The sequence below is a fragment of the Enterococcus ureilyticus genome (assembly GCF_001730315.1).
GTDB lineage: Bacteria > Bacillota > Bacilli > Lactobacillales > Enterococcaceae > Enterococcus_L > Enterococcus_L ureilyticus.
The window spans coordinates 77,656-92,396 of the sequence record NZ_MIKC01000034.1 but is presented as its reverse complement, the minus strand read 5'-3'; the positions used below and the strand labels follow the sequence as shown (position 1 = coordinate 92,396).

The window sequence follows — 14,741 nt, the reverse complement described above, 5'->3', positions numbered from 1 at the left end:
CTTTTACCCTCCTATGGCTTTCATTGGATCAACATGTGTGACTGTACGAATTGAAAAGACACCGCCTAATACAGCAACGATAATCAACACGATGCTATAAATCACTAAATTCGTACTATCTAATTCAAAAGGCATTGCGCTTGGTAAAATTAGATTGGTCAGCAAAGTCAAGCCGACCCCAATCGCAACCCCTATCACCCCTAGAATAAAGGTTTGTGCAATGATCGATTTAATAATATAACCATTAGAAATTCCTTGAGCCTTCATTACGCCAAATAAACTCGTTTTTTGTAATGTCATCACATAAATGAAAATTCCAATGATCGCAGCTGTGATCACAAATAAGAAATAGATCATCGCATTTAATGTAAGATTCTGTTCACTATATCCAGGTAACTTTTCAATAAATTCTTCAATTTTATATTTGACTAAATGATCATCCACAGTTTCCAGCTTGATTTCACTCGTTGGCGTAGTCTGAACGACGATCCCATTGATTGGCGCTTTGTCTCCTTCAATGATTTTACCAAATTTAAGCTCTTGCCATTGATCTAGTGATGTATAAATCAAAGGCACAATGCTAAAACTATTTTGTTTTGTAATACCAACAACTTTCAGTTCTTTGTCCAATTTTCCGATTTTTACAGTATCACCAAGTTTGATTCCTTTGTCTACTAAGTTTTGTGGAATGATGATTTCACCAGTGTTCTCAAAATATCGCCCTTCAACTAATTTGGGTCTAATCGAGCTATTCATGCTCACACCAAAAAGAGAAATATTGATTTTATCAGCCTCTTTATTTTGACCAACTTTATTTATTGCTCCTGCAAATTGTCCTAGTGGTTCTTTTTGTTTTGCTTCTACATGGTTTAAATCATCCATGACCAAGCTTGACGCATTCAAACTTTTATTCGCGTCTTCAGATAACACAATACTTGTAGCATCCCATTGATCAACGCCTTGTCTCACTCCTTGCGCAAGACCATTAGCTAAACCAGATAACATAAACGCAACATAGGCAACCAACACGATAACACCAATCACTAAAGTATACCTTAACTTAAAAAATTTCATCTCTTCTAAACCTAAAAACATGGATTCCACCTCTTTTTTATCAATTGATAAAAAAATGTTCAAAAAAAAGCAAAGACATTTTTTATCGGTTGATAAAAATATTACCATAAAAAAAAGAATTAGACAATATTTTTTTATCAGATGATAAAAAAACTGTCAATTCTTTAAGATAAAACACCATGTAAAACCATATTCATCAATTCAGTAATTTGCTCTGAACGTTCTTTTTCTGTAGATAGTTGATGAATCGTTGAAAATAGCAATGACAGGCTCATCAGATAAAACTGAGCTGCCTTTTTTGATGACACTTTGTTGCTTAATGGTGTTTGACTTGCTTCAAAAATAACTTGTAATGGTTCTAAATAATAATCATTTAAAATGTAAAATAGTCGCTGCTTATTTTCTTGTTCCATCTCAGCGGCACTTTGATGAATAAATGAAAAAATATCTCTATGATAAACAGTTAGCAAGGCTTTTGTACATTTGATCAGCTGATTCTCAATAGTATCCGGGTCTTTTTGGATTTGTTCAATCTCATTTTTTAACTGAATGCCAATTTGTTTATTGATTTCAATAAACAGAAGCTCTTTATTGGAAAAATGATAGTACAATGCAGGTTGTGTGATATTAGCTGCTTTGGCAATATCACGAGTCGAAGTGTTTCTGTATCCGTTTGTTAAAAACAATTCTTTGGCGGTTTCTAGAATCAATTGATGTGTTACATCAAATACAGTTTCCTTTTTCATTGCCTATCCCCTCCGATATTCACTGTATGAACTATTTTAAATCAAAACGAAAAAAAAAGATAGTCACTAAAAATGCTAGCTGAAATCTTAACCAAATTGTCCTTTTTTGTTTCGTTACTTAACTAACTATTATCAGACAAATGTTATTGAAATAAAACATTGATTACGTTACAGTTCGCAACTTACCTGAAATAAAAGTACGTTTTTTGTAAATGAAGAAATAAACATTTAACCTGCCTTTTACATACTTTTTTAACAAGCTATGTTTAAATATTAACTGGCCTTCCAATAAATAAATTTGGAAAAACAAGTTTACTTTAAAGAAAATCAAAAATTTAAGGAGCGTTTTTTTGAAAAAAAATAAATTCATTACTACGTTATTTCTAAGTTGCTTAACCTTATCTGCTGGTCTATTACTGAATGAACAAGCCTTCGCAAATCCAGCCGAGACAACCGTCGCCCCTGATCAAATCATTACTGAAAACGCCCAAAAGTTAACTCAAATAAAAGAGGTCAAAAAAGAATTGCTTCATCAAAAAAATAACAAAAATGAGCAATTAGCTAATTTAGAAAAAAAGATTAAGAAAATCCAAGTTTCCCTTGATCAAATAGAAGAAATCGAAGTAATTGGCAGAATTTCTAACCCTTCAAAATCTGATAATACACAGATGATAAAACTTAAAACAGAGCTTTTACCGACTACCATTCAAGCGGATGCTAAGAGCATCAAAAAAGAACAACTGATTGAATTAAAACAACAGGAAACTTCATTAAAAATAGAAACAGATACTCTTTCAAAACAGCAATCTGAAACAGAAAAACAAGCAGCTCAATTATCAGATAAAATAACTCAAGTAGAGAAACAAAAAACGGAACAAGCAAAACAAACCGATACTCGTACTGCAATTGTCGCTGCTGCTAAAACGCATTTAGGTAAACCTTATGTGTATGGTGCCGCTGGCCCTGATGCTTTTGATTGCTCTGGATTAGTTCAAGTTGCTTTCGCATCTGCCGGACAGGCTTTAGGTCGAACAACCGTTGACCAAGAAACTGCAGGCACAATTATTTCGGTCACAGAAGCTCAAGCTGGTGATTTAGTTTTTTGGGGAAGTCACGGTGGAACTTATCATGTTGGCATTTCAACTGGTGACGGTTCGTATATTCATGCACCTGTTCCAGGTGATGTAGTTCAAATTGCGACAGTTGCTTCCTATGCTCCTGATTTTGCTGTACGAATTTTATAATTTTTTTCAAATTGAAAAGAGCAAATAAAACTAAAATTCAGTTTTATTTGCTCTTTTTCCTTTGTATTCCTCTATTTTTTAATTAATATTGTAACAAAAAAATAATATGTTTAACAAATTATGATTTACAACTAAAACAATTCTCATTTTTTTACAAAAAAACTTAAATTGTTGAGAATTATGAGAAAGTATGGTATTTTATAGTTGTGTGTAATTTGATTTGTGTTCCCTCTATCAATTTGATGGGGGAATATTTTTTTGATCTTTCTAGTCGCTTAATGACAATAGTTCTTCATTGTATCATGATGGTTTTGCCTTTTGTTGTTCACTTGATTGTGATTGCTATTTTCACGTCTATTATAAGAATCGTTATTTCCTTTTTCCCATTTTTCTTGACTTTCATTTACTTCTTCTTTCGTTACTTTCCGAGCTTCTACTTTTCGCTCTTCTTTTGCTCTAAATCCTCGTTGATGTCCATGTTTGTGTCGCATCTCAAAGGTGTCTATCTGATTATCATCCAGACTTTCTACAGCCTCGCTGACCGTGGTAAATCCTACCAAGCCTGTAAATAGTACAACAAATAAACCGCTAATTACGTTCTTTTTCATTTCTTGTTTCCTCCTATTTTAAATTTGTCCTAAACTCATCCAGCTCTGCCTGAGAACAAGAAAGGATAGAGCACTTTTTCTACAAGGAGAAAGAATTCCCCCACTTCACCTCTACTCATTCTATTTATGTCATTTAGCTTCAGCCCATCCAAGTCACAAAGCTATATTCCAAAGCTGTTCCTCTTTAGATTAATAAAGAATTGTGTCAAATATGTGTCGAAAATAAATTCCCTAAACTAGTAATTATTGACTATAATAAAGAGGAGCAATTAGGAGGATATCAAATGAAAAATATCTTGATCGTCGATGATCATATACAAATTACAGAGGTTTTAAAAGAATATAGTATAAAGGAAGGCTTCTCACCGATTATCGCTTCTGATGGAGTAGCTGCATTAGATGCGTTCTTCAGTCATTCGGTTGAGCTTATCTTGTTAGATGTTATGCTTCCAAAACTTGACGGTTTTGGTGTTTGCAAACAAATACGCGAAACATCAAATGTACCGATCATCATGGTCACAGCAAAAGGAGAAGACTATCATCGAATCATGGGTTTAGATATTGGAGCAGATGATTATATTGTCAAACCCTTTTCACCTAACGAGGTCATGGCACGAATTAGAGCGATTCTAAGACGAATCGAGCGTACAGAAGAGAACCAACATACAATGGAACAATTAACTTACGATAATTTGATTGTTTACTTGGACGAAAAAAAAGTAACGATTGACCAGCAAGAAATTATGTTGACTAAAAGAGAATTAGAACTCCTATGGCTTCTTTTGTCCAATCAAGAAAAAGTATTCTCTAGAGATAATCTTTTAGATAGCTTGTGGGGCATTGATTACTTTGGCGATGCCCGAACAGTAGATACTCATATCAAACGGTTACGGGCAAAATTAGATGAAGTGACTCATCCAACTTGGGAAATTGCGACAGTTTGGGGACAAGGCTATAAATTCGAGGGCAAAAATGAAAAATAAGCTAACTAGAAAACTGATTCTATACTTCTCACTTACTTTATTCCTTTTTTCATTGGTTATTGGTCTGGCTTTCAGTATTTTATTTTCTAAACAAACTGTAACGATCCATACGGAAGAAATGACGCGCCGAGCAATTGTGGTTGCGGATACTTTACGCGATTATTTTATTGAACAAGAAAACAGTAATGACGAGAATAGTTCTTCTATGCATGGCATGATGGGGTCTGGTTCTTCAATGAAAATGGGCATGGGCTACTCTTCTTTTTTAACTTTTATGGATCAATTAGCACTTGATGATATTTGGATCGTTGATGAAAATGCTGATACGATCACAGTAGGGCACGGTATGCATAGGAAAGAATATAATGAGCTGCCTGATAATGCTCAAGATGTTATCAAGAAAGTTTATACAGGTAAAACAGCCACTAGTGATGCTTTTAGTCGTTTTATCGGTGCACCAACAGTTACCGTCGGTGCACCAATAAAAGATAACAATGGTACCGTCCTTGCAGTCGTACTTTTACATTCAGCAATCTCCAGTATGCATAAAGAAGAAAATCAAGGTTACTTTTTGCTTTTCATCAGTATTTTGATTGCTTGGATCATTGGACTGCTACTATCTATTCTATTATCAAAAAAATTTATTGCTCCTATCAATAAAATGAGCACTTTTACTGAGCAACTGGTTGTAGAAGATTATGATGAGGTATTAGACATTGACACAACAGATGAAATGGGCCAACTAGGAGCAAAACTAACTATTTTAAAAGATCGACTTGCGGAAGCCAAATTCCAGAGAGAAAATCGCGAGCAAGCACAAAAAAATTTCTTATCCACAATTTCTCACGAATTACGTACACCTGTAACGGTGATTCGTGGCTCACTTGAATCTTTGAATGACGGATTGATCAATCAACCAGAAAAAATCAAACAATATCATCAACAACTTTTAATTGAATCCATTGTTTTAGAAGGTCTGATCAATGATTTACTGGAACTATCTAGATTGGAAAATCCTGAATTTAGTATTACAATGGAGCCTGTTTCAATCAATGATATTTTAACTGACAGTATACGAAGTTTACGCTTAAAAACAGTAGAAAAACAACAGCAATTGCAACTAGATAAGTTAGACGATCAGCCCATTGTGATCAATGGGGATTATGGTCGGATTCGACAACTCTTTGTCATTTTAATTGAAAATGCTCTTAAATTTTCTCCCATAGGAGCAACTATTACCATTCAAGCAGGCCTAGAAGTAAAACAGTTGATTATCAGTATTCACAATCCTGGTTCATATATTGCTCCAAATGAGCAAAAAGAGATTTTCCAACGCTTCCATCAAGCTCGTTCGAAAGAGCAATTAGATGGCACTGGTTTAGGCTTAGCGATTGCTAAAGAAATTGCTGAACGACATCACTTTTCTCTAAAGGTCAGCAGTGATAAAAAAACTGGAACAACTTTTTATATCAAAATACCTGTAGAATAGAAAAAGATGAGAGTCTGGGACATAACTCTACGAGTTATCTCTCAGACTCAAGTAATCCGTATAAACGGTGGGAGCAGAAGCAATCACTACGCTTCGCTTCGATCACATCAAATTCTAAGTGCTAAAGCACTAAGATTTGAAGGCTTCGGAAATAAGCTGAAATTCACAAAAATTTGAAGAGCAATTTTCGTGAATTCCTTCTTATTTCTCCAATCTAGGCGCTCTTATTGCAGCCTTTTATTCTACAGTTACACTTTTCGCTAAATTACGTGGTTTATCCACATCGTACCCTCTTTGCAAGGTTGCAAAGTATGCAATCAATTGTGTTGGGATAATACTGACCAATGGTGTTAATAATGGGTGTACATCCGGTATAATGACTTGATCTGTCTCTTTCGCTAACGATTGTAGAGAAATCACAAAATTATGTGCTCCTCGGCTTTCAACTTCTTTTAAATTCCCACGAGTATGAGCAGCTGTCTTTTTATCTGTAACAACACCAAAAACGGGTGTGCCTTCTTCGATCAACGCAATTGTGCCATGTTTTAGTTCTCCAGCTGCGAAGCCTTCCGCTTGAATATACGATATCTCTTTTAGTTTCAACGAAGCCTCCATTGAAACGTAATAATCTACTCCTCGACCAATATAAAAGGCATTTCTCGTAGTAGCTAAATAGTCTTCTACTAATTGACTAATCACCATTTTTTCATCGATCATTGTTTCCATAACAGCGGCAATTACACTTAATTCATGCGCAATGTCAAAATCTAAAGAAGACTGGTTGCCTTTATGGTCACCCACAGCTTTAGCAAGAACAGCTAAAACAGCAATTTGAGCTGTATAAGCTTTTGTTGAAGCTACAGCAATTTCTGGTCCAGCATGAAGCAATAATGTATAGTCCGCTTCTCTAGACAACGTTGAGCCCGCTACATTTGTTAGCGTTAGTGAAGGATAACTAAACTCATTCGCTTGTACAAGTACTTGACGACTGTCGGCTGTTTCACCACTTTGGCTTAGGAAAATGAAGAATGGTTTCTCTGATAGTAACGGCATATTATAACCGAACTCACTAGATAGATGCACTTCAACTGGCGTATTCGTCATCTTCTCAATAATTGCTTTGCCGACCCAACCAGCATTGTAGCTTGTGCCACAGGCAATAATATAAATCCGATCACTGTCGGTCACATGGTCAATGATTTCCTGATTAATCACAGTTTCTCCAAACGAATCTGTATACTCCTGAACGACCCGACGCATAACTGTCGGTTGATCGTCGATTTCTTTTAACATGTAGTAAGGATAAGTTCCTTTTTCAATATCACTTAAATCTAATTGTGCTTCATACGACTCACGATAAACTAGATTGCCTTTTTGATCTTCGATTTCTATCTTATCAGCTTTGACAATTACCATTTCACCATCCGCAATCTCGACAAAATGATTTGTCTCCGTCAACATCGCCATGGCATCACTGCATATAACGTTAAAATTATCGCCTAGCCCAATCAATAGTGGACTTTTATTTTTTGCGACATAAATCATTTCTGGATTATGTTTATCAATCAAAGCAAATGCGTATGAGCCTTTGATTACACTCAGCGATTTTTTAAAAGCCTCTTTTGTCGTCATTCCAATGTTTGAGAAGTATTCAATCAAATAAACCACAATCTCTGTATCCGTTTCACCCTCTAATTGTTTATTTTGAAGAAATTCCTGTTTTATTTCTTCAAAATTTTCAATTACGCCATTGTGGACTAAAATAAAGCGTTGATTACTTGAGGTATGTGGATGGGCATTTCTTTCACTAGGTTTTCCATGAGTCGCCCATCGTGTATGTCCGATTCCAATTGTTCCTTGAATCTCGGGGTTGAGCTTGTTTTGTAGATCCGCAATTCTTCCTAAAGATTTTACCAAATGTTCCTGTCTGTCTTTATCCGTTACAAAAATCCCCGCCGAATCATAGCCTCTATATTCCAATTTTTCTAATCCTTGTACTAAAACATCTGTTGCATTTTCTTTTCCTATAATTCCTACAATTCCACACATACTATTATTCCTGCTTTCCTTAAGTTATCGATCAAGCAAAAAGAAGCAATCAAATAAAAAATACAGCCTTTGTTCGTATCTGTAAAAAAGCAATCCTATTTTTTATTATAACCAATTCGATTTTCTCGAGTCCGCTGCTTAAGTTTCTATTCTGCATAGTTGAACTTTTGTTATAATTTTACAATTATTTTTTGCTTCCAACTTAAAGAGTGCAGCCCCCAGAACTATCCGCCGAATCTTTCGATAAGTTCTTTCCTCGTCACCTGACTGCTCAGGCCTGGCGCTATCCTATATTGGTATAACTATCCTCCTTTATTGTTTTTAAAATAGAAACTGCATTAATAATACAATAGATCAAATTAACCTGTCAACAAATTTATAAAAAAATAAAATTGGTATATATAAAAAAACCTGCTAGATAGTTCTAACAAGCTTTTCCAATTTTATCTAAATGGATTATAAAATCGCCCATCGTTAACTTTAAACAGAGCAAAACTAATAACAGTTAAGGCAACTGCTACCCCCATAACTAAGAAATCAGATAGACAAAATGGTTGTTGCGCATACCAGGTTCTTTTTTTCTTTTCGCCAAAACGGCGTAGCTCCATTGCTGTGCTGATTATTTCAATTCGATCTAAACTCGACAAAATCAAAGGGAAAACTATTTGCGCCGTTCCTTTTAGGCGTTGAGTCAGTTTTCCTTTTTTAGACATTTCAAATCCCCGCGCTTGTTGAGCCAATGATATATTAATAAAATCTTCTTGAATATCTGGAATATAACGAATTGCTAAAGCTACTGCATAGCTGATTTTATAGCTAACACCAATTCGATTTAAGCTTGATGCAAATTCACTTGGATTAGTCGTCAAAAGGAAAATCAAAACCAAAGGAATCGTACAAAAATATTTCAACACTAAATTAAATTCATAAAATAACTGTTCTTGGGTGAGTGTAAAACGACCGATTCCTTCCCAAATTACCGTCCTAGATTGATACAATTCTACCCCATATTCAGGAGAAAATAGATAAACAGCAACAATATTCAGCAATGAAAAGATAAAAATAAATTTCACAACAAAAGAAATTTGATGCCATTTAATATTTGACACTTTAAACAACACAAGTGAAAATACAGTCATACCAATCAAAAAACGCGTATCATAAGTCGTCATACAAGCGACTGATAATAAGATTAAAAAGACTAATTTAGCTGTTCCATTCAATTTATGGATAATCGTTTTATCGGGAATGTATCCTAACATTTGATGCTCATTCATTTCAAACGCACCTCCTGATCATAGGCCATAAAGTTTTCTGTAAATAAAAACGGATCATCCAACCCTAAATGTTGTGCAAAGGTAAATAAACTTGTTTCTTTAAGAGATGCTTTTTCTACTAGTTGAGGATCTGTTAAAACTTTTACGGGAGTTGTATCCGCAATGATTTTCCCATCATATACGACTAACGCTCGATTTGTATATTCCAACATAAGATGCATATCATGAGTGATCATTGCAATCGTTACACCCATTTCATTTAGCTTCTCCAAAAACGTCATCATCTCGGTATAATGTTTAAAATCCTGTCCTGCAGTTGGTTCATCTAAAATAATCAATTCTGGTTCTAAAACTAAAATTGATGCAATCGTCACACGTTTTTTTTGACCGAAGCTAAGCGCTGATATCGGCCAACGACGAAACGAATACAAGCCGCAAATTTTCAAAACATTCTCAACACGTTCTTTGATTTCAGCCTCTGAAACACCTCTCAATTCCAATCCTAGTGCAACCTCTTCATAGATCATCTTCTTAGAAATCATTTGATTAGGATTTTGCATGACAAAACCGATCTTATCCGCACGTTCTTTGATTGAATAGTCTGTAAAATTTTGTCCTGTCCAACTCATCTCGCCTGATTGCGGCGTAATAAATCCGCAAATAGCTTTACATAACGTCGATTTTCCAGCGCCATTCTTGCCAACGATGCTCAGCATATCACCACGATTAAAAGTAACAGAAATATCGTTTAAAACATAATGATTATTACGCGTATACTGATAAGTAAGATTTTTTAGCGTTAATAATGGGGAAGTTAGCGGGGGAACAGAAATTTTCGCCTTTTTCTGCATCCATTTTTCCATCTGCTCTTTTAGATTTGATGTGTGAACCTTTTCAATATTAGACAAATCCTTAACTTGTTGTAAATTTACACCAGCGTATTTCATAGCAGTTATATAAAGCGGCTCCCGAATTCCATGCTCTGTTAGTATATTTGTTTTTAGTAGCTCATCTGCCGGTAAATCTGCAACAATATTTCCTTCATTAAAGACGATCACTCGATCAACTGAGCAATATAAAACATCTTCTAAACGATGTTCAATAATCAAAATAGTTGTGTTTGTCTTTTGATGGATTTCTTCAATTAATGCAATCGTTTCTTTGCCAGCTTGCGGATCAAGATTGGCCAATGGTTCATCAAATAGTAAAATTGGCGCTTCATCAATTAAGATTCCTGCCATAGATACACGCTGTTTTTGCCCACCTGAAAGATCTTGCGGCCGATGTTTCAAAAACTCTTTAAGTCCAACAATACTAGCCCAATGATCGACTTCCTCTTTCATTTTTTTTTGCGGTACTTCATCATTTTCTAAAGCAAATGCGATATCTTCTCCCACCGTTAATCCAATAAACTGACCATCTGTATCTTGTAGCACAGTTCCAACATCAAAAGATAAATCAAATAAACTTGTTTCCGTTAATTTTTTATCTCGAATCATTACATTACCAGTTATTTCACCTTCAAAGCTATAAGGAATCAAGCCATTGATGCATTGAGCAAAAGTAGATTTACCGCTACCGCTAGGTCCTACGATCAAGACTTTCTCTCCTTCATAGATCGTTAGATTGATATTATGTAACGTTGGTTCAGCCTGACTATGATATTGGAAGGTAAAATTATCAAACGTTATCAGTGGTTTTTTCATTGAAGTCGCTCCTTTTTCTATGTAAAAAAAGCAAGAAAAGGTTCTTTAGCTTTGAAAAACAAGCTTGCTTTTTCTTGCTCTTAATGGTATTTCAAAAATCCTAGTTATTCTATTCTCATTTTACTACATAATCAATCTTTTGTTAAACTGCCTTTTTTTGTGCGAGTTGCAGCGTACGCAGCCATAAGCAATGTACCAATTATTCCAACTGCAATAATATTCAATACTACCGCAACCACACCTTGCGTATAGACTTTGCTAGCTGGTTCACTATAAATTAACACGTCTAGCGTCGGCGCAATCAATCCCCATACAACAGCATTTCCAATTACTTGATAAATATTAAAATAAATAATGTCTTTTTTAGTGAATATACCATGTTGTAAATCGATTTTTTTTCCTGCTAAACCATAGATTACTCCTATAATACCAGAACAAATGATCCAACTCCACCACGCACTGCCATATGTTGTAAAATCTTTTAACGTATGACCAATTAAACCAATCAAGCCCCCTGCTAGTGGTCCAAAAATAACAGAAATCAACGCTAGAAATGGATAAGCGGTTTCCAGATTTGTATTCGGAAAACCTGTTGGAATAACGACAAAACGACCTAAAATAACGAATACGGCTGAACCGATCCCAATTGCCACGATTGTTTTTACAGAAAATTCTTTTTTCATATACTCCACTCCTATTCAAAAACTATTTTTGGTGCTTTTCTTAATTGAATCGTCCAATCTGTTCCAGTTCCAATATGATACAGTTTGGAGAATGAATCCTGATTTACCGCTACACCAATGTTTACCAAGGAATTAACATAGACTAATGGCTCACCAATATTTACATCTGCAAAAGACTTAGCGAATTTCATGATATTTTGATACACTTTTTTCCCTTGGTGGAAAATCGTTACCTGCAATTGATCGTCATGAGCAATCGCGGCTTCCTTCATAAAGGCTAACGGAATATTTGTCCACAGAGAGCCGAACCGAATATCTAAAACATCAATACTACCTTCTAAAATATGTTCATCATGCTTGGCTTCCACTAAAGATAAGGTTTCAATCGAATCTGCCGCAACAACACTCCCTAATTCTTCAAAAGAGATTTCTCCACAGGCTAAACGCGCACCATTATAAGCATAGATGTCCCTACCATGAAAGGTATGGCTTTCTTCAGAGTGCGGTAAGCGACTTGTTACTTCATTAATCGAACGTATCTCTTTAATTCCTTGATAATGTAAAATATGCGTTAAAGATCCATTATCAGGTGTAATAATATAATGTCCAGAGCTTGTCTTCGCTGCAATACTTCGTCTAGCACTCCCCACACCAGGATCAACTACAGAAACAAATACGGTTTCTTTCGGCCAATACTTCACTGTTTGATACAAACGATATGATGCTGCCCAAATATCATAAGGCGGAATTTCATGCGTTAAATCACCAATAACAATTTCATTACTAACCATATGCGCTACACCGTACATGGCACTTACTGCTCCGTCACCAAGTCCAAAATCTGTTTGCAACACTAAATAATTCCCCATTTTACTACTCCTCTCCAGAAATAAAGTATACGTAAATACTTTTATGAGAAAATAGAGGAAAAACCACCTATTCTCTCATATTGATTCTCAAACATAGTACCTTTTTATGGGAATTCTGTCAATCCTATTATCGAACAATCATTAATTCATTTTTCATAATATTCGTGTTTTAATATACCTTTTATTTTTTTAAAAAGAAGAGGTTATTGTAATCTTAATGACCTCTTTTGCATAGGCAAATTCGGATATTAATATATCGACCTGTTCACCTTACATGTTTACTTTATTTGAGCTATACATTTCAATTATGATATTTTCTTTTTTTGCTGGCTATTCTTTGAATTTTTTCCAACTAATCGTTGTGTTTGGACCATCAGAATGCATAAATAATCATATTAAAGAGTTGAAGAGAAATGCTTATGGGTTTCATAACTTTTACAATTTTAAATTTGGGAATCTCTTTGTGTTTTCGCACAATTCTTTTTCAAGAAAAAAACCTAGAGGAAAGTTCCTCTAGGAATCATACTAATTGATTTAATTCTTTGGACTTTCTTTACCAATATTAGTTGAAAAAGAGTCCCAAAAATTACCCGATACCGATTTCAGCTTTTACGACATCCGCAATTTTATCTACATAGTAATCAACTTTTTCTTGCGTTGGAGCTTCAGCCATCACGCGTAGTAATGGTTCTGTCCCAGAAGGACGAACTAAGATACGGCCGTCACCATTCATTTCTGTTTCCATTAATTCAACAATTTCTTTAATTGCAGGAACATCCATGGCACCATTTTTATCAGTTACTCGTATATTGACTAACTTTTGTGGGTAGACCGTCAGTTCAGAAGCAAGCTCAGATAATTTTTTCCCAGTTTGTTTCATGACATTTAATAATTGAATACCAGAGAGCATGCCGTCGCCAGTTGTATTGTAATCTAGAAAAATCATATGACCGGATTGTTCTCCGCCAAAATTATAATCATTTTTACGCATCTCTTCTACAACATAACGGTCACCAACTTGAGTGATAACATCCTTCATTCCAGCAGCTTCTACCGCTTTACGAAAACCTAGATTACTCATGACTGTCGTTACGATCGTATCTTTTTTTAAACGGTTCTTTTCAGCAAGATACTTGGCACAAATAAACATGATCTTATCCCCGTCAACAATATTTCCTAACTCATCAACCGCAATGATTCGATCACCATCACCATCAAAAGCCAGACCTACATCAGCCCCTTTTTCAACGACCATTTCCGCTAATTTTTCAGGGTGAGTAGAACCTACACCATCATTAATATTTAACCCATTGAGGCTGGTACCCATCGTATAAAAATCGGTCTCTAGGTCTGCAAACAATCGGTTGACAGACGTTGCTGTTGCACCATTTGCTGCATCGATGCAAACAGTTAGTCCAGATAAATCACCTGGAATTGTTTGAACTAAGAATTGAGAATATTTTAGTAATCCTTCCGGAAATTCATCAAGCGTACCTAACCCTTCTGCGGAAGGACGCGGTAACGTATCTTCCTGAGCATCCAATAAAGCTTCGATTTCAAGTTCTTGATCGTCTACTAATTTAAAACCATCCGAACCAAAAAATTTGATTCCATTATCTTCAGCAGGATTATGCGAGGCTGAAATCATTATACCGGCTGATGCTTTTTGCAATCTTGTTAAATAAGCTACACCGGGGGTTGAGATAACGCCTAGTTGAAAGACTTCGATTCCAACAGATAAAAGTCCTGAAATCAACGCTTGCTCTAGTAATTGACCAGAAATACGTGTATCACGGCCAACTAAGACTCTTGGTCGGCGAGTAGAGTCCTCATGCTGACTCAATACATAGCCACCAAAGCGTCCTAATTTAAATGCTAATTCTGGTGTTAGTTCCTTATTGGCTATTCCTCTAACACCATCTGTTCCAAAATATTTACCCATTATAACTCTCCTTCTACTTACTAAGAAAGCTTTAGTCATTCTAGTGAACACATAAAGAATAACTGATCTCC

Annotated in this window: 12 protein-coding genes and 1 pseudogene; 4 read left to right on the top strand and 9 right to left on the bottom strand. The window is 35.3% G+C overall.

Annotated elements, in window-relative coordinates; genetic code table 11:
* Positions 1-3: 3 nt before the first annotated feature.
* Entirely contained in the window at positions 4-1,095 is a 1,092-nt protein-coding gene (locus BCR24_RS10850) for an ABC transporter permease (protein WP_069640545.1), read from the bottom strand.
* Between the two features lie 143 nt (positions 1,096-1,238).
* Entirely contained in the window at positions 1,239-1,820 is a 582-nt protein-coding gene (locus BCR24_RS10845; RefSeq protein WP_069640544.1) for a TetR/AcrR family transcriptional regulator, read from the bottom strand.
* A 350-nt stretch (positions 1,821-2,170) separates the two neighbouring features.
* Here BCR24_RS10845 and BCR24_RS10840 point away from each other — a divergent pair, with 350 nt between their 5' ends.
* Positions 2,171-3,064: a C40 family peptidase gene (locus BCR24_RS10840; RefSeq protein WP_069640543.1), complete on the top strand. Its 894-nt coding sequence runs from the start codon at positions 2,171-2,173 to the stop codon at positions 3,062-3,064.
* A gap of 275 nt (positions 3,065-3,339) precedes the next feature.
* On the opposite strand, the gene BCR24_RS10835 is transcribed toward BCR24_RS10840, so the two are convergent.
* The gene (locus BCR24_RS10835; RefSeq protein ID WP_069640542.1) at positions 3,340-3,672 is read right to left on the bottom strand and encodes a hypothetical protein; all 333 of its coding nucleotides are present in this window, start codon (positions 3,670-3,672) and stop codon (positions 3,340-3,342) included.
* Between the two features lie 284 nt (positions 3,673-3,956).
* Here BCR24_RS10835 and BCR24_RS10830 point away from each other — a divergent pair, with 284 nt between their 5' ends.
* Together BCR24_RS10830 and BCR24_RS10825 are read left to right on the top strand one after the other, a co-directional pair.
* Positions 3,957-4,655 (top strand): response regulator transcription factor, encoded by a 699-nt coding sequence (locus tag BCR24_RS10830; RefSeq protein WP_069640541.1) that lies wholly within the window; start codon positions 3,957-3,959, stop codon positions 4,653-4,655.
* Entirely contained in the window at positions 4,645-6,144 is a 1,500-nt protein-coding gene (locus BCR24_RS10825) for an ATP-binding protein (protein WP_069640540.1), read from the top strand. Before BCR24_RS10830 ends, BCR24_RS10825 begins: the two co-directional genes overlap by 11 nt.
* A gap of 237 nt (positions 6,145-6,381) precedes the next feature.
* On the opposite strand, the gene glmS is transcribed toward BCR24_RS10825, so the two are convergent.
* The 5 genes from glmS to BCR24_RS10800 all read right to left on the bottom strand — a co-directional run bounded on the left by glmS (position 6,382) and on the right by BCR24_RS10800 (position 12,728).
* Complete coding sequence (gene glmS / locus BCR24_RS10820; RefSeq protein WP_069640539.1) at positions 6,382-8,193, bottom strand: glutamine--fructose-6-phosphate transaminase (isomerizing); 1,812 nt, start codon at positions 8,191-8,193, stop codon at positions 6,382-6,384.
* Positions 8,194-8,636: 443 nt separating this feature from the next.
* Positions 8,637-9,470, bottom strand: coding sequence for an energy-coupling factor transporter transmembrane component T family protein (locus BCR24_RS10815; protein WP_069640538.1), 834 nt, complete (start codon positions 9,468-9,470; stop codon positions 8,637-8,639).
* A complete protein-coding gene (locus BCR24_RS10810; RefSeq protein ID WP_069640537.1) occupies positions 9,467-11,176 on the bottom strand; it encodes an ABC transporter ATP-binding protein in 1,710 nt (569 codons plus the stop codon). The genes BCR24_RS10815 and BCR24_RS10810 overlap by 4 nt, the downstream gene beginning before the upstream one ends.
* A 131-nt stretch (positions 11,177-11,307) precedes the next feature.
* Positions 11,308-11,859: an ECF-type riboflavin transporter substrate-binding protein gene (locus BCR24_RS10805; protein ID WP_069640536.1), complete on the bottom strand. Its 552-nt coding sequence runs from the start codon at positions 11,857-11,859 to the stop codon at positions 11,308-11,310.
* 11 nt (positions 11,860-11,870) lie between these two features.
* Positions 11,871-12,728, bottom strand: a complete 858-nt coding sequence (locus tag BCR24_RS10800; protein ID WP_069640535.1) for an SAM hydrolase/SAM-dependent halogenase family protein — start codon at positions 12,726-12,728, stop codon at positions 11,871-11,873.
* A gap of 367 nt (positions 12,729-13,095) precedes the next feature.
* Here BCR24_RS10800 and BCR24_RS16900 point away from each other — a divergent pair.
* Positions 13,096-13,245 (top strand): annotated as a pseudogene (locus tag BCR24_RS16900) (transposase); the annotation flags it as partial.
* Positions 13,246-13,314: 69 nt separating this feature from the next.
* Here BCR24_RS16900 and glmM read toward each other — a convergent pair.
* Positions 13,315-14,670 carry a phosphoglucosamine mutase gene (gene glmM / locus BCR24_RS10795; RefSeq protein ID WP_069640534.1) on the bottom strand — a complete coding sequence of 452 codons (1,356 nt, stop codon included), beginning with the start codon at positions 14,668-14,670 and terminating at the stop codon, positions 13,315-13,317.
* Positions 14,671-14,741: the final 71 nt, after the last annotated feature.